Annotated in this window: 19 protein-coding genes; 3 read left to right on the top strand and 16 right to left on the bottom strand. The window is 60.7% G+C overall.

What is annotated here, in order from left to right:
* Positions 1 to 50: 50 nt before the first annotated feature.
* The 3 genes from minE to minC form a co-directional block, all read right to left on the bottom strand.
* Positions 51 to 305, bottom strand: a complete 255-nt coding sequence (gene minE, locus B0W55_RS03755) for a cell division topological specificity factor MinE (protein ID WP_007974947.1) — start codon at positions 303 to 305, stop codon at positions 51 to 53.
* 3 nt (positions 306 to 308) lie between these two features.
* Positions 309 to 1121: a septum site-determining protein MinD gene (gene minD / locus B0W55_RS03750; protein ID WP_007974946.1), complete on the bottom strand. Its 813-nt coding sequence runs from the start codon at positions 1119 to 1121 to the stop codon at positions 309 to 311.
* 201 nt (positions 1122 to 1322) lie between these two features.
* Positions 1323 to 2060: a septum site-determining protein MinC gene (minC, locus tag B0W55_RS03745; protein ID WP_077044684.1), complete on the bottom strand. Its 738-nt coding sequence runs from the start codon at positions 2058 to 2060 to the stop codon at positions 1323 to 1325.
* A gap of 118 nt (positions 2061 to 2178) precedes the next feature.
* Between minC and B0W55_RS03740 the strand changes: the two genes are divergently transcribed.
* Complete coding sequence (locus B0W55_RS03740) at positions 2179 to 3111, top strand: lipid A biosynthesis lauroyl acyltransferase (protein WP_077044678.1); 933 nt, start codon at positions 2179 to 2181, stop codon at positions 3109 to 3111.
* Positions 3112 to 3270: 159 nt separating this feature from the next.
* Complete coding sequence (locus B0W55_RS03735) at positions 3271 to 4443, top strand: patatin-like phospholipase family protein (protein ID WP_077044677.1); 1173 nt, start codon at positions 3271 to 3273, stop codon at positions 4441 to 4443.
* 132 nt (positions 4444 to 4575) lie between these two features.
* Here B0W55_RS03735 and B0W55_RS03730 read toward each other — a convergent pair whose 3' ends face one another.
* From B0W55_RS03730 to puuE, 8 genes are all read right to left on the bottom strand, one after another.
* A complete protein-coding gene (locus B0W55_RS03730; protein WP_077044676.1) occupies positions 4576 to 5361 on the bottom strand; it encodes an outer membrane protein OmpK in 786 nt (261 codons plus the stop codon).
* Between the two features lie 374 nt (positions 5362 to 5735).
* Complete coding sequence (locus tag B0W55_RS03725) at positions 5736 to 6521, bottom strand: outer membrane protein OmpK (protein WP_077044675.1); 786 nt, start codon at positions 6519 to 6521, stop codon at positions 5736 to 5738.
* A gap of 169 nt (positions 6522 to 6690) precedes the next feature.
* Positions 6691 to 8049, bottom strand: coding sequence for a nucleobase:cation symporter-2 family protein (locus tag B0W55_RS03720; RefSeq protein ID WP_077044674.1), 1359 nt, complete (start codon positions 8047 to 8049; stop codon positions 6691 to 6693).
* Positions 8050 to 8242: 193 nt separating this feature from the next.
* Positions 8243 to 9544, bottom strand: coding sequence for a urate hydroxylase PuuD (locus tag B0W55_RS03710; protein WP_077044672.1), 1302 nt, complete (start codon positions 9542 to 9544; stop codon positions 8243 to 8245).
* A 50-nt stretch (positions 9545 to 9594) separates the two neighbouring features.
* Positions 9595 to 10098: an ureidoglycolate lyase gene (locus B0W55_RS03705; protein ID WP_077044671.1), complete on the bottom strand. Its 504-nt coding sequence runs from the start codon at positions 10096 to 10098 to the stop codon at positions 9595 to 9597.
* A 148-nt stretch (positions 10099 to 10246) separates the two neighbouring features.
* The gene (gene alc / locus B0W55_RS03700) at positions 10247 to 11242 is read right to left on the bottom strand and encodes an allantoicase (RefSeq protein ID WP_077044670.1); all 996 of its coding nucleotides are present in this window, start codon (positions 11240 to 11242) and stop codon (positions 10247 to 10249) included.
* 88 nt (positions 11243 to 11330) lie between these two features.
* Positions 11331 to 11846, bottom strand: coding sequence for a 2-oxo-4-hydroxy-4-carboxy-5-ureidoimidazoline decarboxylase (gene uraD / locus B0W55_RS03695; protein ID WP_077044669.1), 516 nt, complete (start codon positions 11844 to 11846; stop codon positions 11331 to 11333).
* A complete protein-coding gene (gene puuE / locus B0W55_RS03690) occupies positions 11843 to 12769 on the bottom strand; it encodes an allantoinase PuuE (protein ID WP_077044668.1) in 927 nt (308 codons plus the stop codon). The genes uraD and puuE overlap by 4 nt, the downstream gene beginning before the upstream one ends.
* A gap of 432 nt (positions 12770 to 13201) precedes the next feature.
* On the opposite strand from puuE, the gene uraH reads away from it, so the two are divergent.
* Positions 13202 to 13555, top strand: a complete 354-nt coding sequence (gene uraH / locus B0W55_RS03685; protein ID WP_008031462.1) for a hydroxyisourate hydrolase — start codon at positions 13202 to 13204, stop codon at positions 13553 to 13555.
* Positions 13556 to 13672: 117 nt separating this feature from the next.
* Here the strand turns inward: uraH and B0W55_RS03680 are convergent, their stop codons facing one another.
* The 5 genes from B0W55_RS03680 to B0W55_RS03660 form a co-directional block, all read right to left on the bottom strand.
* A complete protein-coding gene (locus B0W55_RS03680) occupies positions 13673 to 15133 on the bottom strand; it encodes a hypothetical protein (protein ID WP_139340863.1) in 1461 nt (486 codons plus the stop codon).
* A gap of 94 nt (positions 15134 to 15227) precedes the next feature.
* Positions 15228 to 16799, bottom strand: a complete 1572-nt coding sequence (locus B0W55_RS03675) for a hypothetical protein (protein WP_139340862.1) — start codon at positions 16797 to 16799, stop codon at positions 15228 to 15230.
* Positions 16800 to 16934: 135 nt separating this feature from the next.
* Positions 16935 to 20198 carry a hypothetical protein gene (locus B0W55_RS03670; protein ID WP_077044665.1) on the bottom strand — a complete coding sequence of 1088 codons (3264 nt, stop codon included), beginning with the start codon at positions 20196 to 20198 and terminating at the stop codon, positions 16935 to 16937.
* 191 nt (positions 20199 to 20389) lie between these two features.
* Positions 20390 to 21016 carry a LysE family translocator gene (locus tag B0W55_RS03665; protein WP_077044664.1) on the bottom strand — a complete coding sequence of 209 codons (627 nt, stop codon included), beginning with the start codon at positions 21014 to 21016 and terminating at the stop codon, positions 20390 to 20392.
* A gap of 65 nt (positions 21017 to 21081) precedes the next feature.
* Positions 21082 to 22431, bottom strand: coding sequence for an NCS2 family permease (locus tag B0W55_RS03660; protein ID WP_077044663.1), 1350 nt, complete (start codon positions 22429 to 22431; stop codon positions 21082 to 21084).
* Positions 22432 to 22516: the final 85 nt, after the last annotated feature.

Here is a 22516-nt window from a genome sequence, read left to right as displayed (position 1 = left end):
CCCCGCAATCGCGCGTGGGGCCTGAACCGCCGTGGCTCCAGCCGGATCGACTAGCGATCTGGCAGGGTGATATTGAGTTCCAGAATCGAGCAGCTGCCCTGGCTTTCCAGTGCGACATGCACGTCATCGGACCCGATATTGACGTACTTGCGAATCACCTCGACCAGTTCCTTCTGCAAGGCTGGCAGGTAGTCCGGGGTGCTGCGTTGGCCGCGTTCGTGCGCCACGATGATCTGTAGACGCTCTTTCGCTACCGACGCGGTGCTTTGCTTTTTGTTGGCACGAAAGAAGTCAAAAAGGTTCATTGCTTAGTTGCCTCCAAACAGGCGCTCGAAGAATCCCTTCTTCTGTACATCGAGGAATCGATGGTCGACGGTCTTGCCCAGCAGGCGATCGACGGTATCGCTGTAGGCCTGGCCGGCATCGCTCTGGTCGTCGAGGATCACCGGAACGCCCTGGTTGGATGCCTTGAGCACCGCCTGGGATTCCGGGATCACGCCGAGCAGGGTCACCGAGAGGATTTCCTTGACGTCTTCTACGCCGAGCATTTCGCCTTTGCTCACACGTTCCGGGTGATAACGGGTAATCAGCAAGTGTTCCTTGATCGGGTCTTCACCGCGTTCGGCGCGACGGGACTTGCTGGCCAGCAGGCCGAGCATGCGGTCCGAATCTCGTACCGAGGACACTTCCGGGTTGGTCACGACGATCGCTTCATCGGCGAAGTACATGGCCAGGTGGGCGCCTTTCTCGATGCCCGCCGGGGAGTCGCAGACCACGAACTCGAAGTCTTCCTTGAGTTGCATCAGGACTTTTTCCACGCCTTCGACAGTCAGCGCGTCTTTGTCGCGGGTCTGGCTGGCGGCCAGTACGTAGAGGTTTTCCAGGCGCTTGTCTTTGATCAGGGCCTGTTGCAGGTTGGCTTCGCCGTTGACGACGTTGACGAAGTCGTACACCACGCGACGCTCGCAACCCATGATCAGGTCGAGGTTACGCAAACCGACGTCGAAGTCGACGATCACTGTTTTGTGGCCGCGCAGAGCGAGGCCGGTACCGATAGCGGCGCTGGTGGTGGTCTTACCCACACCACCCTTGCCGGATGTAACCACGAGAATCTTGGCCAAGGTGTTTCACCCCTAAGGAAAAAGGACTTTTAGCCCCTGAAAAACATCTCTGCAAAACGACTGCAGTCGAACGGCCTTGGCTGGAATCCGGTTCTGGGCGGCGCTTACCTTGGGTAGACACTGCCTTGGGCCTGTTTCCTACTTCGTTTGAGCCGTTTTCGCCACGTTTTTAGAGATGTTTGGAAAATGCGGCAGTATCCGTTAAAGCCGAATGATGTTCAACACGTCGCCCGACAGGCTGACCTGCACGCCCGAACCCCACAAAGGGTCGCGGCGCAGGTCTTCGGAGACCTTGTAATGACCGGCGATGGAGACCAGTTCAGCGCTCATTTGCTGACAGAAAATCCTGGCTTTCGTGTCGCCCTTGACCCCAGCCAATACCCGACCGCGCATGGGGCCGTATACATGGATGTTGCCATCGGCGAGAAGTTCCGCCCCCGGGCTGACCGAGGAGATCACCACCAGGTCGCTGCCCTGGGCGTAGATCTGCTGGCCACCCCGTACTGGCGAAGTGATGATTTTCGTCGGTTTGATGGTCGGCTCCGGTGGCTTTTCCGGCTTTTTCGCCACCACGCCTTCGTTCAGGTCCAGCGTGCGCTCACGGGCGCCGGACGGCGGCAATACCGGCAGGTCGACAGCGATGGCGGCGGCGATGTCTTCGATGCGGCTGGCACGGATGGCCAGGGTGCGCAGGCCGTGCTGGCGGCATACGCGCATCAGGCCCGGCAGGTCGACCGCGCCTTCGCTGGCCGGCAGTTTGTCCAGGGCCAGGACCAGTGGCGCGTTGCTGAAAAAGTTGGGCGCCTGGGCGACCTTGGCGGCCAATTGCCGATCGAGGCCGTCGAGGTCGTTACGGGCCAGTTCCAGCACCGTAATGGCGAGCATGCTGCCCTTCAGCTGGAACACGGGATCTTGGTCTAGCGGTTCGGTTTGGCTCATGGTCGGCATACAACGACTTGTCACTAAAAGTGCCCAGACTTATAACGAGATCGCCCGCAGGCCGCAAGCCGGGTCGAACGATGTAGAATGCGCGGCCATTGTCTTTCCGGATGCTTTGATGGATCGCCCGCGTTTTCGAACAACCTTTCTCTCTCCACGTTTCTGGCCGCTGTGGCTGGGCCTTGGGCTGTTGTGGCTGGTCGTGCAGTTGCCGTACCCGGCCTTGCTGTGGATCGGCCGCGCCCTTGGTGCCCTGATGTATCGGGCGGCCGGCGACCGACGGCGCATCGCCAAACGCAATCTGGAACTGTGCTTCCCGGAAAAGTCCGCGGCCGAGCGCAAGCGCCTGCTCAAGGAAAACTTCGCCTCGACCGGCATCGCCTTTTTCGAAATGGCCATGAGCTGGTGGTGGTCCCGCGAGCGACTGGCGAAGCTGGCTCATGTCGAAGGCCTGGAGCATTTGCAGAAGGCCCAGCGTGAAGGCAAGGGCGTGATCCTGATGGCGGTGCATTTCACCACCCTGGAAATCGGCGCGGCCCTGCTGGGCCAGCAGCACACCATCGATGGCATGTACCGCGAACACAAGAACCCGCTGTTCGACTACGTCCAGCGCCAGGGCCGCGAGCGGCACAACCTCGATTCGCTGGCGGTGGAGCGCGAGGACGTGCGCGGCATGCTCAAGTTGCTGCGCTCGGGACGGGCGATCTGGTACGCACCGGACCAGGACTACGGCGCCAAGCAAAGCATCTTCGTGCCGCTGTTCGGCATTCAGGCCGCCACCGTCACCGCCACCAGCAAGTTCGCGCGACTCGGCAAGGCGCTGGTGGTGCCCTTCACCCAGGAACGCCTGGCCGATGGCAGCGGTTATCGCCTGGTGATCCATCCGCCGCTCGAAGGCTTCCCTGGCGAGACCGAGGAAGAAGACTGCCTGCGCATCAACCAGTGGATCGAAGGCGTGTTGCGCGATTGCCCGGAGCAATACCTCTGGGCCCATCGCCGCTTCAAGAGCCGGCCACCGGGCGAGCCCAAGCTCTACGACAAACGCGGTTGAACACCGTCCCTGTAGGAGCGAGCATGCTCGCGATGAACGCCCAGACACCGCGGGGCGCCAGACACCCATCGTCATCGTTGACGACCATCGCGGACAAGTCCGCTCCCACAGGAAACACGGCAGCAATGAGCTTCCATTCTGCATCAAGGAGCGTTGCGCATGAGTCCTGCTGAACCGGTTACTGGGTTGATTCTTTCCGGCGGCGGGTCTCGGGCGGCCTATCAGGTCGGGGTGTTGGCGGCGATTGCCGAGTTGTTGCCGTTGGGCGCCGACAATCCGTTTCCGGTGATCGTCGGCACGTCGGCCGGGGCGATCAATGCGGTCAGCCTGGCCAGCGGCGCCACGGATTTTCGCGCGGCCATCGAGCGCCTGACCGCATTCTGGCAGGGCTTTCGCAGTCACCTGGTGTTGCGCAGCGATTGGCCGGGGGTGATCCGCCAGGCCAGTCGTTTTGTCGGCCATAGCCTGCTGGGCCTGGGCGCCCAGGTGCCGGTAGCGTTGCTCAACAGTTCACCGCTGCGGGATCTGCTCAACGACAAACTGCACATGTCCGGCATTGAACAAGCCATTGCCCAGAAGCAGTTGCACGCCGTGGCCGTCACCGCATTCGGCTACGAGTCCGGCCAGGCCGTGACCTTCTATCAGGGCGGCGGCACCATCGACGCCTGGCTGCGCCATCGTCGGATCGGCGTTCCCACCCAATTGACCGTTGATCATTTGCTGGCCAGTTCGGCCATTCCGCTGCTGTTCGCCCCGGTGAAAATCGGCGAAGAGTATTTCGGCGATGGCGCGGTGCGGCAGTCGGCCCCCATCAGCCCGGCGCTGCACCTGGGCGCCAGTCGCGTGCTGGTCGTGGGGGTGAGCGGCAACCCGCGGGGCATCGATCCGCAGCAGCCGCAGCAACGCGCGTATACCGGGCAGCAACCGACCCTGGCGCAGATCGGCGGGCACATGCTCAACAGCACCTTCATTGATAGCCTGGAAAGCGACATCGAGTTGCTGCAGCGCTTGAACCAGTTCAGCCACTTGATGCCCGATGGCACACCGATCCGCACGTTGGGGGTGGCGCCGGTGGAGGTGCTGGTGATTTCGCCGAGCCAGCCGATCGACGAGATTGCCGCGCGCCATCGCCAGGAAATGCCGGCGGCGCTGCGCCTGTTCCTGCGCGGACCGGGAGCGACCAAGACCAGTGGGGCGGGGGTGTTGAGTTATCTGCTGTTCGAGGCGGGGTATTGCAGCGAGCTGATCGATTTGGGGCGGCGCGATGCGTTGGCCAAGAAGGACGAGTTGTGCCGGTTTTTGGGGTTGGCGCAGCCGGTGGGTTCGGCCTGAGGTCGGCGGTGCGACCTTCGCGGGCAAGCCTCGCGCCTACAGGTTTTGTGTCCTACGCCAATTATAGGAACGACACAAAAGCCTGTAGGCGCGAGGCTTGCCCGCGAAGGCGTCCTTAAAGACGCCGCCGGATCAGAAGTGCACCTTGACCAGGAAACTGGTCACGCTCTGATCGGTCTTGAAGCCCTGGCTGTCTTCGATCCCGTACTTGTCTTTCCAGTAGTCATACTCGACACCCACGTACAACTGCTTCTCGCCCAGGTTCAGCGCCTTGCCCAGGTCGTACTTGATCTGCGGGTTGAAGTGCAGGTTGGCGTGGTATTCGCCTTTCTTGTTGACGTCGTTGTCGACCACCCAGTCCATGAAACCGTCGATCAGCACGTTCGAATCGCCCACCGGAATGGTGTAGGACCAGACCGGGGTAACCTGCCAGATGTTGTCGCCCGGACGGTCGCCTTCGGTGTGGCGGTTGTAGAAGTTCAGCTGGAAGTAATCGAAGCCGGGGATGGCCAGGTCGAAACCGGGGCCGATCAGGTAGGACTCGGTGTCGTCTTCACCGAACTCGTAGGTCATGGCCAGCAGCACGTCCTTGATCGGCCCGAATTCGAGCTTCTGGTCGAAGATCTTGCCGAACGACAGGCGTGGGCTGATCTCACCGTAGTAGGTGTTCTCGCCGGCGAAGGCGTCTTGCTTGCCGTTGTAGAAGATCTTGTCGACGAAGATGAAGTTGTCGCCGTATTTCCAGCCGTCGGCGTGTTCGAAGGTCACCGTCTGCTGAATGCGCGGGTTGACCTGGAAGTCTTTGCCATAGAGGTACGTCAGGCTGTTGTTCTGCCATTGCAGCAAGTCGCCAGCCATGGCCTGGCCCCCCGCCAGCATGGATCCGGCCAGCATCAGGCTCGTGCACGTGCGTTTCATTCGGTTGCTCCCAAAAAGTAGTGGTTTCACGTTTTTTTTTAAGATCGACGCTCTGATGTGGCGTCTTTTTCTGTCGCTGTAAAAAATCATCCAATCGGTCAGCTTCGGTGCTGTTAGCAAGAGCTGAGCCAAGGCTTTCACAAAGCAAAAAAACTCCCGCCCGGCTGCTCAAAAGCAGTCGATCGAGAGGGGTTTGGGGATGCCTTGGTACCGTCCAGTGCCGGGATAAGTTGGCTTGCTGGTCAGGAATTAAATCCGGGCTTTTTTTTAAAGCGGATTCAGGCGGCCGCGGAGAATACTGACTCCTCGGCCAGGTCTCAAGTGCCCCGCAACAGCGCACCGACGACAGGTTTGGGGCACGGTTGCGGATCATCTTAGAAATGCACCTTCACCAGCAGGCTGGTGGTGTTTTCGTTGGTGTCGAGGTTGCCGTTGTTCTCGATGCCGTATTTGTCCTTCCAGTAGCTGTACTCGGCGCCGACATACACCTGTTTTTCCCGCCAGCCCAGGGTTTTGCCCAGGTCGTATTTGATTTGCGGGTTGAAGTGCAGGTTGGCGTGGTAGGTGCCGTGGGCGTTCTGGTCGTTGTCCACCACCCAGTCGATGTAGCCGTCGATCAACAGGCTGGAGTTGCCCAGCGGCACGGTGTAGGACCAGGCCGGGGTGACCTGCCAGATGCCGTCACCGGGGCGCGAGCCTTCGGTGTGGCGGCGGTAGAGGTTGAGGGTGACGAAGTTGAAACCGGGCACCTTGAGGTCGAAACCTGGGCCGATCAGATAGGCCTCGGTGTCGTCTTCGCCGTTTTCGTAGGTCATGGCGAGCAACACGTCCTTGATCGGGCCGAGTTCGAAACGGCGGTCGAGGATCTTGCCCAGGGACAGGCGCGAACTGAATTCGCCGTAGTAGGCGTGAACGCCTTTGTTGCGATCCTTCTCGCCGTTGTAATAGGTGCTGTCGATGAACAGGAAATTGTCGCCGTACTTCCAGCGGTCGGCGTGCTCGAAGGTCACCGTCTGCTGGATCGACGGGTTGACCGCGAAATCCTTGCCGTACAGGTAACTCAGGCTGTTGGTCTGCCACAGCAGCAAATCGCCGGCCATGGCCTGGCTGGCGGCCAGAAGACCACCGCCCAACAGCATGTTTGTCTGAGTCCGAATCATCTGTTGCTCCCTCTTTTTTTTATTTTTGAGGCGCAGGCAGCCCTTGCCCCTGTAGGAGCGAGCTTGCTCGCGATGGTCGCTAACGATTACGCGTGTTAGCTGGATAAACGCGGTGTTCTTGCGTTCATCGCGAGCAAGCTCGCTCCTACAGGGGTCAGTGCCTATTCAGTCAATGTTGGTGGGCGTGGCAGTCGTTGATCGCGGCGCGTTCGCGCCCGCCAAGGATGTTGAACAGCAGGTTCAGCGACAGGGCGCTGAGAGTGGCCATGGCAATGCCGCTGTGGGTGATCGGGCTCATCCACAGGGGCAGGTGGGCGAAGAACTCCGGACGCACCACCGGGATCAGGCCCATGCCGATGCTCACCGCCACCAGCAGCTGGTTGCGACGGTCACCGATGTCGGCCTCCTGCAAGATCTTGATGCCGGTCGCGGCGACCATGCCGAACATCGCAATGGCCGCGCCGCCGAGCACTGCCGGCGGAATCGACGCCACCAAGAACGCGGCTTTCGGCAACAGACTCAACACGATCAGCAGGCCGCCAGCGACGATGGTCACCGAGCGGCAACGCACGCCGGTCATCTGCACCAGGCCGATGTTCTGCGCGAAGGAGGAGTGGGTGAAGGTGTTGAAGAACCCGGCGAAGAACGATGCGCCGGCGTCGCACAGCAAGCCACGCCGCAACATGCGCGGGCAGACTTCCTGGCCGGTGATCTTGCCCAGCGCCAGGAACATCCCGGTGGACTCGACGAAGATGATCACCACCACCAGGCACATCGACAGGATCGGCGCGAGCTCGAATTTCGGCATGCCGAAGTGCAGCGGGGTGACGAATTGCAGCCACGGCGCGTTGGCCATGCCACTGAGGTCGACCATGCCGATCACACCGCACAGCACATAGCCCAGGCACATGCCGATCAGCACGGAGATGTTGACCCAGAAACCGCGCATGAAGCGGTGCACCAGCAGGATGGTGCCCAGCACCAGCGCGGCGATGGTCAGGTAGATCGGCGAGCCGAACTGCGCAGCCTGGGCGCCGCCGCCGGCCCAGTTCACGGCCACCGGGAACAGCGACAGACCGATCGAGGTGATGACAGTGCCGGTCACCAGCGGTGGGAAGAAACGCACGACTTTGGACATGAACGGCGCGATCAGCATGCCGAAGAACCCGGCGGCGATGGTGGCGCCGAAGATCCCTTGCAGGCCAATGCCGGGCATGCCCGCCATGGCCACCATGCTGCCGACGGCGGCGAAACTGGCGCCCATCATCACCGGCATGCGGATGCCCATGGGGCCGATGCCGAGGGACTGCACGATGGTGGCGATGCCGGCGACCAGCAGGTCGGCGTTGATCAGGAAGGCGATTTCTTCACGATTCAGGCCAGCGGCCTGTCCGATGATCAGCGGCACCGCGATGGCTCCGCCGTACATCAGCAGAACGTGTTGCAGGCCAACCAGGATCAGTTGCAGGAGGGGCAAACGCTGAATGGCGGGTGCGTCGGGGATGCGCGCTTTGGAGAGCTCGGACATGCAACACCTCGGATCTTTTTTATTCTTGTGATTTTGTGCATCAGGCAAACCTGTGGCAGCGGGCTTGCTCGCGAAAGCGTCGGGTCAGTCAACGGTGAGGTTGAATGTAATGACCCCTTCGCGAGCAAGCCCGCTCCCACAGGGTTTTGCGTTGCACCTGTGGCAGCGGGTTTGCCCGCGAAGCTATTGCTGCTTAGTTGGTCTGTGCACCTTGCACAATCCAGGCACCGATCAGGTCACGTTCCTGCTGGGTCATCTGGGTGATGTTGCCCAATGGCATGATCTGGCTGGCGACGGCCTGGGCCTGGATCCGCGCAGCGTTCTGGCGGATCTGCTCGGGGGTGTCGAACATCACGCCGGCCGGGGCCGCGCTGAACAGCGGGCTGGTGGGTTTGGCCGAGTGGCACACCGCGCAGCGTTCCTGGATCACGCTGTGCACCTTGTCGAAACCAGGGCCGGCGTTGGAAGCCTGGGCCGGTGCGGCTGGCGCTTCGGCAGGTTTGGCTTCGGCGGGTTTCAAACCACCACCCACTGCGGTTTCCGGCAGCGGTTGGTATTCGATCTTCGCCGGTGCCTTGGCGACCTCAGGTGCAGTCGACATCGGCGCAGGGCCGGTGACGTAGGCCAGGCTGATCATGCCGACGGCTGCCACCGGCAGGGTCCAGGCAAACTTGTGGCTGTCGTGACGGGTGTTGAAGTAGTGACGCACCAACACCGCCAGCACCGCGATCCCGGCCAGGATCAGCCAGTTGTACTGACTGCCGTAGGTGCTCGGGAAGTGGTTGCTGATCATGATGAACAGCACCGGCAGGGTGAAGTAGTTGTTGTGACGCGAACGCAGCAGGCCTTTGGCCGGCAATGCCGGATCGGGCGTGCGGTTCTCGGCGATCGCCGCCACCAGGGCGCGCTGTGCCGGCATGATGATGCGGAACACGTTGCCGACCATGATGGTGCCGATGATCGCGCCGACGTGCAGGTACGCACCACGACCGCTGAACACTTTGCTGAAGCCATAGGCCGCGCCGATGATCAGCACGAACAGGATGAAGCCGAGCAGGGCAGGGCGTTTGCCCAGGGCCGAGTCGCAAAGGAAGGAGTAGACGAACCAGCCGATGAACAGCGAGCCGATACCGATGGCCACGCCTTCAGGCCCGCTCAGGGTGCTGCCCGGAGCCAGCAGGTAGAGCGTCGGGTTGGAGTAGAACACCACGCACAGCAGCGCGATCCCCGACATCCAGGTGAAGTAGGCTTCCCATTTGAACCAGTGCAGGTTGTCCGGCATGGTCGGTGGGGCCAGTTTGTATTTTTCCAGGTGGTAGATACCGCCGCCGTGGATCGCCCACAGGTCACCGGCCAGACCGCTCTTGGGGTTGACCCGATTGAGGTTGTTTTCCAGCCAGACGAAGTAGAACGACGCGCCGATCCAGGCCACACCGGTAATCATATGAACCCAGCGCACGCTCAGGTTCAGCCATTCCAACAGATGTGCTTCCACAGTCTTTACCTCTCGCCTGTCACTCTGTTGTCGAGTGATCAGACCTTCTCTTATTGGTGGGGGGCGAGGATCAAACGCTCATCCTCTTTGAAAAAATGCTCATCGCAGTTATTGCCTGTGCCACTGCGATCAACCACCAGGAAGTCATCCCGCTTTTCGATCGTCAGCACCGGGTGGTGCCAGACGCCGCGATGGTAATTGATGCCCTGCCTGCCGTTGGTGACGAAGGCGCGGACCAAGCCTGATACAGGTACATCGCCAAGTGGCGCGACCACGATCAGAAAGGGGTTGCCGAGCAGCGGAATGAAAGCCTGGCTGCCCAGCGGATGACGCTCCAGCATGCTGACGGTCAGCGGCATGTCCTGCGCGTCGGCGCGGAAAATGCTGATGATCGCGTTGTCCTCTGGCGTGGCGGTCTGCACCGTCGCCAATTTGTGAAAGCGCATGGTCGAACCGTTGTTGATCATGAAGTGATCGCTGCCGTCGGTTTCGATCACGTCACCGAAAGGGGCGAAGGCTTCTTTGGTCAGCGGTTCAATCGTCAGTGTGCGCATGCTGGTCTTCTTACCTTGAATTCTATGTTGTTGGTTCTGCTTTTGTGGCGAGGGAGCTTGCTCCCGCTGGACTGCGCAGCAGTCCCTTCTTTTTTGGGGCCGCTTCCCAGCCCAGCGGGAGCAAGCTCCCTCGCCACAGGTTCAACCCTTATTTAGCGACCTTGCCCAATACGCGCAGGCGGCTCACACCACCATCCGGGAACACGTTGAGGCGGATGTGGGTGATCGGGCCCAGGGCTTTGATCTGCTCGGCGAAGGTGTGTTCGGCGTGCATTTCCAGCTTCTGGCTCGGCAGCAGTTCGCGCCAGAACAGCGACTGGGTTTCGATCTGGCTGTCGGTACCCCCTTTGACGAACGCGCCCTGGATCGAGCAGCTGTCCGGGTAGTTGCCTTTGAAGTGCAGGGTGTCGACGATGACTTTCTCGACTTCACCGGCATGGCCCAGGGCGACGATCACCCAGTCATTGCCCGGCGTGCGACGACGGGCGGTTTCCCAGCCGTCGCCCATGTTGATGCCGCGGCCCGGGTTGAGGATGTTGCTCATGCGGCCGAAGTGTTCGTCGGAGCAGGCCAGGGCGCGGCCACCGTTGAGGGCGGCAGCCAGGTCGACCTGTTCGTTGTCGCCAACGGCCGACCAGTCACGGTGCGGCACACCGTACACACGCAGACGGGCCACGCCGCCATCGGGGTAGATGTTGAAGCGCAGGTGACTGAACGCCTGGTCATTGTTGATTTCGTGGTAGTGATGGCTGTTGCCCTGCAGCTCGACGGCCGACAGCACTTCAGTCCACTGGGTGTTTTCGTTCGGCTCGCCTTCAGCCAGGAAGCAGGCTTCCAGGGAGGCCGACGGTGGGAAGTTGCCGGTGAAGAATGAAGTGTCGATGTCCACGCCTTTGATCGAGCCTGCGACGCCCAGGCGGATCACCGCGCTGTCGTAGCCTTCGAAGCGCTTGCGGCGCGACTCCCAGCCGTCCATCCACTTGCCGTTGTCATCGAACACGCCCTCCTTCCACACGGCCGGGGTCGGTTGGAACAGACGGTTGGCGTCTGCGAACCAGTCATCGGTGACCGAGATGATTTTGGTGCCCAGGCGGGCGTCGGCCAGGTTGACGAACTTCTCGAAAGGTACGGCGTAAGCTTTCATTCTTCTTGTCTGCCTTTAATAAGTTGGCTTGGGATGCTTGCAGGGCCCAGGGTACGGTTTGCGTTTGAGGGTACTCGGGCCAGGCTCGCTATAGGGTCAGTAAACGGAACAGGGCAATCTTGTTGATCTCTGCCAGCGCGCATTTGAATTCGGTATCCGCCGAGTTGTGAATGCGCGTTTCGAACGCCGCGAGGATCTGATGCCGGTTGCTGCCTTTTACCGCCATGATGAAGGGAAACTTGAACTTGGCTTTATAGGCGTCGTTCAGCTCGGTGAAGCGCTGGAACTCTTCGGCCGTGCATTGGTGAATACCGGCGCCAGCCTGTTCATGGGTGCTGGCTTCGGTCAATTGGCCCTGGACGGCAGCTTTACCGGCCAGGTCCGGGTGAGCGTTGATCAGGGCCAATTGACTGGCATGATCGGCGCTCAACAGGATGTCGCTCATGCGCTGGTGCAGGGTTTCGATCTGGTCGATCGAAGCGTCCTGGCCCAGGTCGAAGGCCTTTTCGGCCACCCATGGCGAATGCTCGTAGATATCGGCGAAAGCGGCGACAAAAGCGTCACGGCTCAGGCTCGACGGTTTGACGGTTTGAAAGGCGCTCATTTTGCGGCCCCTTGGTACGGGTGGGTTTGCTGCCAGTGGCGTGCGATGTCGACGCGACGGCTGAACCACACCTGTTCATGACTTTTAGCGTATTCGATAAAGCGCTTGAGCGAGGCCAGACGCGCCGGGCGGCCGATCAGGCGGCAGTGCAGGCCGATCGACAGCATCTTCGGCGCTTCGGCGCCTTCGGCGTAAAGCACGTCGAACGCATCCTTGAGGTATTCGAAGAAGTCGTCGCCCTTGTTGAAACCCTGGACCTGGGTGAAACGCATGTCGTTGGTGTCCAGGGTGTACGGGATCACCAGGTGCGCCTTGCCGGTCGGGTTGTTCGGTTCCCAGTAGGGCAGGTCATCGTTGTAGGTGTCGCTGTCATAGAGGAAACCGCCTTCTTCCATCACCAGGCGACGGGTGTTCGGGCCGGTGCGGCCGGTGTACCAGCCCAGCGGACGTTCGCCGGTGATTTCGGTGAGGATGCGGATCGCTTCGAGCATGTGCTCGCGTTCCTGGGCTTCGTCCATGTACTGATAGTCGATCCAGCGGTAGCCGTGGCTGCAGATCTCGTGGCCGGCATCGACCATGGCGCGGATCACGTCCGGGTGGCGCTGGGCGGCCATGGCCACGGCGAAGATGGTCAGCGGAATGTCGAATTCCTTGAACAGTTTGAGAATCCGCCAGACGCCTGCGCGGCTGCCATACTCGTACAGCGATTCCATGCTCATGTTGCGCGCGCCTTGCAGCGGCTGGGCCGAGACCATTTCCGAGAGGAAGGCTTCGGATTCCTTGTCGCCGTGCAGGATGTTGCGCTCGCCGCCTTCTTCATAATTGAGCACGAAGGACAGGGCGATGCGCGCATTGCCCGGCCAGTGGGGGTGAGGAGGGTTACTGCCGTAACCGGTCAGGTCGCGTGGGTAGTCAGCGCTCACTGCAGTCTTCCTTCTTATTCGTGGTAGCAGATTGTGTGGCGCGCCTGAGGTTGGAGGGCAGGCTGGCGTCACAGCGATGGGCTGATTGTATACAACTTTATATTCACTTTGTAAGCCTGATTTTTTGCATTTTTCCCTAACGGTCATCTTTGCGTGCTATCGGGATCAGCCTGCAAGAAATCTGCCTGATGGGTCAGCTAATGGTTTCGCGGTTCAGTGATCGTGCGCTTGAGCTGTTGATCCGCGGGAAATCAGTGGATGGCGCCGATGGCGGTAAAAATGTCGTTTTTATTGTGTACAATTTTTTTGAAAAGTGTCTTAATCAATCGCTCGCCGCAGCTTTTCGTGCTCCGAAACGGTGCGGTCTCCTTTTCAACTGACTTCGGGAGGCGCGAGGTCTGACTGCTTGATGCGGGCAGGCGCGCAGAATCAATGGGACGTTTGACTACACACGTTTTGGACGCAGCACACGGTTGCCCGGGCAGCTCGATCAAGGTCGAGTTGTACCGCGTTGAAGGCTCGCAGCTGGAATTGGTCGCCAGCGCGATCACCAACAGCGATGGCCGTGTCGATGCACCGCTGCTGCAAGGCGATGACTACCGCACCGGGGTCTATCAGGTTCAGTTTCACGCCGGCGATTACTACCGCGCCCGTGGCGTCCAGTTGCCGGAGCCGGCCTTCCTGGACGTGGTGGTGCTGCGCTTTGGCATCTCGGCAGAACAGGACCATTACCATGTGCCGTTGCTGATTTCGCCGTACAGCTATTCGACATACCGCGGCAGCTGATCCCCCAAGCAGCTGCCTCACCCGGGAAGCGACTGCGCATATAGCTTCTTTGGTCTTTCGCCCGCTCACACTGCGGGCTTTTTTTCGTGCGTCGATCGAGGGGGTCGATTGTCCGGGTCAGTGCCTTGGGTCATCCGATCGCACGATAAACACCGAACTCGGGTAATCCGCTGAAATGTGGCTCCCGCCTTTCAACCAGATCAATGTGTTGGCCGCTTCGGCGTTTTGCACCGCGCGCAGGGCGGGCAGGCCGATGAGTTGTGGCAGTCGCTCGGGGGCGAATCCGCGGTCGCTGCTGGAGGGGATGTGGATGCGTTTGCCATGTATGCGATGCAGGGTCATGTAGAACACGAAATCGTGCCCGGTGCGACGGAACACCAGTGCCGGGTAGGCCTGGGCGGGGGTCGGCTCGAACACCGTGTAGCCGTTGCGCGTGAGCAGGCCTTCCATGAAACGCTTGATGTCACCGGGGTATTGGGTGGTACTGAAGTAGCTCCAATCCTGGCGAAACTTTTGCGGGTCGAAGGTCAGTCGCTGGAGCGATGCCTGGTCGTCGGGAGCGGGCAATTCCAGTATTCGCGAAGTACCGTTGCCCGCAACCGTAGGCATGACCGGCAGCATGAGCAGTGGATCGGCCAGCTCCGGCCGGGGCGTGGCATTCAAAGTCTTCCAGTCATTGAACACCTGCCGCAGGGTCGTCAGCCCGGCGCCGTTTGCAGTGTCGGAGCCGTTGGCGAGGGCAAACTGTTGCCTGGCGACGTTCTGCTGGGCGACTTGCGAAAGATCGGCAAAATACGTCCCGACATACTCGGTCAGGGTTTTGTCGAAAGGCAGCGTCGGATCGATTTGCCAATGATGCGCCGGCGGCACCTGTATGGCGCCACGGGGTTGCTGTTCGGGGTGATGGCGCAGGACGGCCTCGAGCAGATCAAAATCGTAGCCCGGGTGTGCAGGGTTCTTGATGTAGGCAATCGGATGCTCCGGTGCACCGCGACGCGGCAGTGTCTGGTAATGCACACCTTCGGCGGTGATGACCTCGATTGAAGCCTGTTGCGGGCCGATTCCCCAGTTTTTCCAGGGTTCGGAAAGGGGTTGAGCCACGCGCCAGGTCAGCGTGCCTTCCACGCGCTCGAGTCGCGGGCCGGAGGGCGTGAGTTCCGACGGCTGCCTGGCGCGCAACTGCCCTTGCCAGTCGTTACCGAGCAACACCGTCCCGCCGTCGGCAAGGTCGACATACTGGCGCCCGGAGACGATGGAACGCACGCCGGTCTGCGGGTCGGGGGCGGGCAGCCGATCCACCATCGCGGGAGGCAGGTAGTAGTTGCTGATGGGATGGTCGGTGATGACTCGGCTGATGTGCATCTCGGCGGGAAGGTTGAAGATTTCCACCACCGGCGCCTGGGCATCGGTTGTTTGCGTGTGACCGGGCAATGGCTGCCGGGGTGGCGGGTCGGGCTGATGGCCGTGCGGGGTGATGGGGCGCCCGGGTACCGAGTCCGGGCCCGTGTCGCGTCTGCCGGGGGCGTTTTCGTTGGGCAACCCGGGGGCTTTGGGACGGCTGGGTGGCTTGGGTCTCATGGAAAATCGTGCTCCTTCGATGTCGTGGGAAGACCCGAGCGCCGGGGCGCTCAGGCAGTTCTCGCCGACGGAGCCGGCGAGAAGCGGGCCAGGTTCAACCTTCCCTGATGATGAAAACGGACTCGATTCCCGACGCCGTCTTCTGGGTTCCGCCCAGCAGCCAGACGACCTTGTCCTGGTCGTAGGCGGCGCGCAGTCGGGTTTGTGCCGCCTCGCCGATACGTGCCGCCAGGTGCGGGTCGGCCAGTTCGGCACCGGGATGGACGATCTGCCGGATGTTCTCGCCGTTGACACGACCGAGCTTCAGGAAAAACACGTAGTCATGGTTGGCGCGGGTAAACACCAGCGTCGGCCCCTGGTGCTCGTTCGCCAATGGAAAAACGTCGTAGCCGTTGCGCACCAACACCGTGCCCACCAGCTGTTTGAGGTTGAAATTGGAAGGGTCGCCAGCATAGTGATTCCACAGTCCCTGGAAACGCTGGGGGTCAAAATCCAGTCGCCGCAACGCGCCAGAAGGCTCGGCAGGCGTCACCGCCATCCACGTATTGTTGATTGCCCGGGGGACGATCGGCAGCATGAGCAACGGGTCGGCGAGTTCCTGTTGAGTGGTGCGGGCACTGCGTGCGTCGGCCCAGTGGCGAAAAGTCTGCTTCAAGACGGCAAGACCGCGGCTGTCGATCACCTCGGAATGATTGGCCCGGTTGAAGATGTTTCTAGCCACCGTGGTCAATGAGGTTTGCGTCAAATCCCTGAAGGTGTCGGCGACGTAGGCTCTCAGGGGCTTTTCGAATGGAAGCCGGTGTTCCAACACAACCCACTGGTCGTTCCTTTTGACCGTCCAGCGTGGTTGCAGCGCTGGTTCGATAAGCAGCATCTGTTCGAAAGCTTCATAGCGCGAAGGCGAGAACCGCGGGTGCTCCAGATAGGCAATGCGATAGGTCTGCGGCGAGCCATTGGGCACCACCCGGTAATGCAGCCCTTTGATTTCCACGGACTCCCCGGTCAGCGGTTTGGTCGAAGTGCCCCAGTTGCGCCACAGCGCGGGCGACAAATCCAGAGGGAAGAGGTTGTCCGCGAGCAGGTCATTGGCCAGGGCGGCTTCACCGGATGGTTGACCCGCGTCGTCATCCGGGCGTGGGCGGTGGCTCGGCCCAGGTTGTTCATCCGCACCTTTCCTGCGCCAGAAATCCGTGGCGCCGACTCGTTCCAGGACCGGGCCCGAAGCGTTCAGTTCATTGAGTGAAGTGGCGCGATACTGGCCGTCGTCGCCGCGTCGGACCAGGGTGATGCCTTCGTTTTCAATTTCCGCATAGATCGTCTGCCGTTTGCCGTAGCGCAGGCCATCGGCGAGGGGGGCGGGCAAATCCCTGACCAGGAAGGCCGATAGAAAGCTGATGTCGGATGTAGCGCCAGTGACGCTCGTTCCAGGTTGTTCGACTGGCGGCAGATCTGCCACTTCAACCTGAGGTTCACGGGGAAGGTTGTCCGCGTCACCCACGGGGCGATGGCTTCCTGATGGACCACCGGCGGTGGGCGTATCGGGATGGCGTCCCGGCTGGCCACTGTCGGGCGACTCGCGACGGGGTACTGTTCCGTCATCGGGGTGTCTGTTCGGTAGATCGGTATCCGGCGTATTGGGCCTGGGTACTTTTTTTGGCGGCTTCATAGGGTTGCTCCAGCGTCAGGTGCGACTGCAAATAGATGATCAAGTGCGCCCGGAAATCTTTTTCAGGGCGCGCTTTAATATTTATTGGTTTCAAGTGGGGCGAGCGGTAACTATGTATCGCGGCTGGATTCTTAATTAAGCAGTGTACTGATAAGTGTCACGCGCCGTGTGTGGATAGATTTGCCCAAATAACAAGTCAACGACATAAGTGGCACCGGATGCAGTAGTGACATGAATCTGCTCGACGGGTATGTCTTCGTTCTCGTATTCAGGCAGGTGAACGATCGTGCGCCCGATCAGCAAGGTGTTCCCCAGCAACTGGATATTGGCCGGGTCCAGATACCTGGAGTGAAAGCTCCAGGTCGATGCATTGGAAGTCCGGGCGGCGGCGCCCGGCGTGGAGATTCGCAGGGTCGTGTCTGCATGGAAATACACATGGTAGGTCGAGCCCTTGCCTTCCAGCGATGTCACGGTGTTCTGCAGGCGGGCGGGGAATTCGACACGCTGCGCATGGGGTTGCAGCACAATGGGCTGGCTGTCTTCAGGGCTGAGTAACAGATAATGGCCCGCACGTTTTTCCAGCATCAACAGGCCATCGAATTGTTTGACGCCCGGGGTTCTCAGGTCATCGAAATAGTTCGGCGAAGGCAGTTTGATCCGATAGGACACCCCGTCGCGCAGGGTAAGATTGAACGCCTGATTCAACGCCAGTCCCTTGGTGAACAATGATGTGTCCCGAATATTGGTGTAAGTGTTGGATAAGCTTGTGACTAGGTTGGCGAATTCAATGACGGCGTTGTTGAAGTATAGTTTTAGACCGAAGTGGCTGTACGTTAAATAGTGATTGCCATGGCGCTGTTCAACTTCCACTGTGTAAGTGGCTTGGGCTTTAATGATTTCGTTGCTGTCGCAGTCGATGTGAAGGGTATTGAGCGCTTTGTCATCTTTTTTTGTAATGTTGAAACAGGTCTGCCGAATATGGCGATCGATGAAGTAATGCGAAGGCTTGGTCGAACCTATTTCATGCTCGGGAGCATTGATGATCAGCGGTGCCGGGCGAGTGCCCTTGGCCAGTATCAAGACTTCGATGTCGGGGTTATCGGCGCCGGTCAATTCGGCGGGAAAGTCAGGGGTCAGCTGAAAACCGTCCTGGGTCAGAAAGCGCAGTTTCTGTTCCTGGAACAGGCGTTTGTCTGCCACGGTCCTGTAGACGTCCTTGATGATCAACCGTTGCTCCGGCCAATCTCCGTCTTCGCCACAGAGTGAAGCGATCACCAGAGCGTTGCCTTCGATCGACCATGTCTGAATACGCTCGAACGGCCAGTCCATGATGATCACGCTGTCTTGCTGCGGGTCTTCGGTGATGGTGACGGTGCCACTTTTGTGGGCGACGAAATATTGATCATTGCCGGCACCGCCCGCCGCGTGGCCGTAGCCACCCATCAAATAGATCGTGTCGTCGCCGGCGCCAGCGTCGATGCGGTCGTGGCCGCGGGAAACGATGCGGTTGGCACTGGCCGACCCTTTCACGAGGCTGCTCGCGCCGGCCAGGGTCTCGACGTTTTCGACGCTTTGCAGGGTGGTGTGGGCCGAGGAGGGCGCCGTGTCGTCATGGCTGAGCAGACCGATGCTGCAGTTTTCCAGATCGATCTCGAACCCCTTGTGAGTGGTCGAGGTGCGGCTGTCGAGGCGGCCCTGAAACACCAGGGTGTCGTTGCCCTCCTGGCCCAGAAGATGATTCTGCACCTGCCCGGGCGCAGGCTCCTTGAGTGCCTGTATGGCGCCCTCGAACAGAAACTGGTCGTCCTTTGCACCGCCCGTCAGGTGCTTGCTGCCTGGGCCATAACTGAAAAGATTGGGTTTGTTTTCGATGCCGATGACTTTGTCGTTGCCGCCGCCCAATAGCCATAGCGTTGCTTTCTCCTCACCCTCCGTGCCTTTCACCACCCCGGACAGATCCGAAGGTACGCCGTGGCGGGCATCGATGCTGTCGTCCCCATCCTGCACCGAAGGCAGTTTGATTTCTTTGGACGGTGTGGATTCGCGGCCCTGGGCATCGCGCTCGAACCAGAACACTTGTGAAGCTTGGAGGCTGACCCCGAACTTGCCGTTGACGATGGCTTCGATGCTGTCCTTCATCTGCCCGTCCAGCCACTTGCGTGCTTGGTTGGCGAGCATCTTCGAGTGCTGGTCGACGGCGACGGCGAGGGTGTAGCGGTCATGGATGCGCTGTGGCGGGTCCTGGTTGATGAACGCCAGGAAGCCCGTGACCAGGCGTTCATCGATGCTCAGTTCGATGTAGTCGTCGATGTCGTCCACCCGGCGCACGGCGCTGTAGATCTGCGAGCCGGTGATCAGGATGGCGGCCGCAGCGATTCCCACCGGCCCTGCGTGAGCGAAGCCGGCCAGTGCGGCGGTGCCGAGAATCAGGGTCAGGGCGGCGCTGGTCAGGTTCAGGCCGGCGGCGACGTAGTGGTCCAGCGCCTGTTTGCCCGTGGTCTGGGACGCGTCGTTCAAGGCCTTGATCGCGAAGTAGATGTCGAAGGGCAGGGTCAGTACGCCGGCGATCAGTCCTGCGGACCTGGACAGGTAGAGTCCGAAATGCGTCCGGGAGAAGCCCTGATAGATTCGGGCGCTGTTTTCAATCAGTTCCTGGGCGGTTTTCACCAGGCCGCGCTCGATGATTAGCGACCCGACCTCCGTCACCACCGCACCGGCACTGACTGCCGCTTCGGTGCGATCGCCGTGCTTGATCGCGTCCGAAATGCCTGTCAGGCCGCTGTAGATGCCGAACGCCTGCAGCCCCACGCCCATGCTGTTGACCACGTTGCTTTTCTGTTTGTTGACCCAGCCGGGGACGTTCTCGGGCAGGCGGGTATCGCGAATATCCAGTTTCTGCGCCGCTTGCAGCAGTCGGTCGAGCTTGTGCGTATGCGTGCCTTGCGCTTGGCTGAACAGCGGCGGGGCGGTCACCGAGCGGTGTGTGGCAACCTCGAACAACAGCGTCGCTACGGTGTAGTCGCCCACATCGCCGCTGGCTCGGATTCGCTGTTCGACATCGGCAGGGTCGAGCCGCAAACCGTCAATGAAGGCTTGGGGGGTGTGGCGAAAGTTGGTGTTGCCAATGTCCAGCGGCGCGCCGTGAACGGTGGCATTCATCAGCTGCAGTTCGATGCGGCTGACGGTGAAATGGCCGAAGGTGAGGGGGCCGTAATGGTGGTCCATGGCCCGAAGCACGCGTTCGCGTTTTTTTGCCGATCGAGGGGGCTGGCCTACGGGGGCGCTGGCGCCGTTGCTGCGAATGAAATCGGCAAGCTCCTTGTCGAGCGTGGCCAGGGAGGGTGGGTCGAAATCAGAGATTTTTACGTTGTCGTCGGTGGCAGTGAAATGATCGGCCATGGGAGCTTCCTTGTTCGGGGGGACAAAACGGTGGCCCGAACTGTAGGCAAGCGTGATGGGGCAAGCGCAATAACTATGTAGGGGGAGATGTTTCCCGGGATGTAAAAAAGATCGCAGCCTGCGGCAGGCCTACCTTTGGAATCGTTTTCCCTGCAGGCGCTGCCCAAGGCTTCGATCTTCTGATGTTGCTGTTATCGGCTCAACAGAGACGCCGCACCCGCACCACCAAACAACCCGGCACTGATCCGGTTGAACCAGCTCTGGCCCTTGCCGGTGCGCAGGTACCGTGCGGCGCCGTGGGCACCCAGGCCGTAGGCCACTTTGCACAGCAGGTCCAGCACGGTCCAGGTGGCAATCATCACCAGTAACTGCGCCAGGAACGGTTGTTCGGCACTGAGGAACTGCGGCAGGAAAGCGGCGAAGAACAGAATGTCTTTCGGGTTGCTGGCGCCGAGCATGAAGGCGCGACCGAACAAGGCGCGAAAGCGTGGCACCGGCGCAGCCAGCTGGACTTCAGCCCCGTGGGACGGCTGGCGCGATTGCTGCCAGCTCTGCCAGGCGAGGTAGAACAGGTACAGCCCGCCGACGATTTTCAATGCGCTGAACAGCTGTTGCGACGCCAGCAGCAGTGCGCCCAGGCCCAGTGCCGACGCACTCAACAGGCAGATCGAGGCCATCACGCCGCCGAGAAACGCCGGGTAGGAGCGGCGCAAACCGTAGTTCAGACTGTTGCTGATCATCAGCAAAGACAGCGGCCCCGGGATCAGGATCACCACCAGCGCAGCGCCGCTGAACAACAGCCAGGTTTCCAGACTCATCACTTTCCTCCATTTGCACAAAAGCCCCACCCGACGGGGTGAGGCTGTTTTCAATCCTGTACCGCTTACAAGAAGATGAACTTGGCGATGAAAATCGCGCAGAGCACCCACAGGCTCACGGATATTTCCTTGTACTTGCCGGTGCCGGCCTTCAGCGCCACATAGGTGATGAAGCCCAGCGCGATACCGTCGGCGACCGAGAAGGTCAGCGGCATCATGATCGCGGTGACGATCGCCGGAATGCTGTCGGTGGCTTCGTCCCACTCGATGTGGGCCATGCCGCCCATCATCAGCATCGCTACGTAAATCAGCGCACCGGCGGTGGCGTAGGCAGGGATCATCCCGGCCAGCGGCGCGAAGAACATGGCAGCAATAAATAGCACACCTACGGTCACGGCGGTAAGACCAGTCCGACCACCCGCTGCTACGCCAGCGGCACTTTCCACATAGCTGGTCACCGGCGGTACACCGACCACGGCCCCGAACACGCTGGAAGCACTGTCGGCTTTCATGGCGCGGGAGAGGTTTTCGATGCGCCCGTCGGCGCCTACCAGGTTGGCACGCTGGGCCACGCCCATCAGGGTGCCGGCGGTGTCGAACATGTGCACGAAGAGGAACGCCAGCACCACGCTGATCATGCTGACGTTGAACACGCCGGCGACGTTCATGGCCATCCAGGTCGGAGCCAGGCTCGGCGGCGCCGACATGATCCCTTCGTAATGCACCAGGCCCAGGCCCCAACCGGCCAGGGTCACGGTGATGATGCTGATGAGGATCGCGCCGAACACTCGGTGATAGCTGAGGATGGCGATCATCAGGAAGCACAGGGCGGCAAGCAGTGGGCCAGGTTCGCGCAGGGAGCCGAGCTTGATCAAGGTCGCCGGGCTATCGACGACGATACCTGCGGTTTTCAAGCCGATCAGCCCAAGGAACAAACCGACGCCGGCGCCCATGGCGAAACGCAGGCTGACCGGAATGCTGTTGAGCAGCCATTCACGGATGCGCGAAAAGGTCAGGAACATGAACAGCACGCCGGAGACGAACACCGCACCCAGGGCGGTTTCCCAGTTGTAGCCCATGGTGCCGACCACGGTATAGGTAAAGAACGCGTTCAGGCCCATGCCCGGCGCCAGGCCCACCGGCCAGTTGGCGTACAGGCCCATCAACAGGCAACCAAGGGCGGCGGCGATGCAGGTGGCGACGAATGCCGCGCCGTGATCGATCCCGGCGTCAGCCATGATGTTGGGGTTGACGAAGATGATGTAGGCCATCGTGATGAAGGTTGTCAGACCGGCAATCAACTCGGTCTTCACCGTGGTGCCATGCAAGCTGAGTTTGAAGATGCGCTCCAGCCAGCCATTGCGTAAAGGCGGCGAGAGATCCAGCGTCGATGCTTCGGATTTGCGGCTTTCCACAGCGAGTACTCCTCAAGAGTTTTATTTTTATTTCCAGGGCCGGACCCGAGAGAGGTGGCAGCGGCCCTTTGAGGTGCTTGCGATT

This window comes from Pseudomonas sp. KK4 (genome assembly GCF_001984065.1).
Classification (GTDB): Bacteria; Pseudomonadota; Gammaproteobacteria; order Pseudomonadales; family Pseudomonadaceae; genus Aquipseudomonas.
The sequence above is the reverse complement of the archived record's forward strand: the minus strand, read 5'-3'. Positions and strand labels throughout refer to the sequence as shown.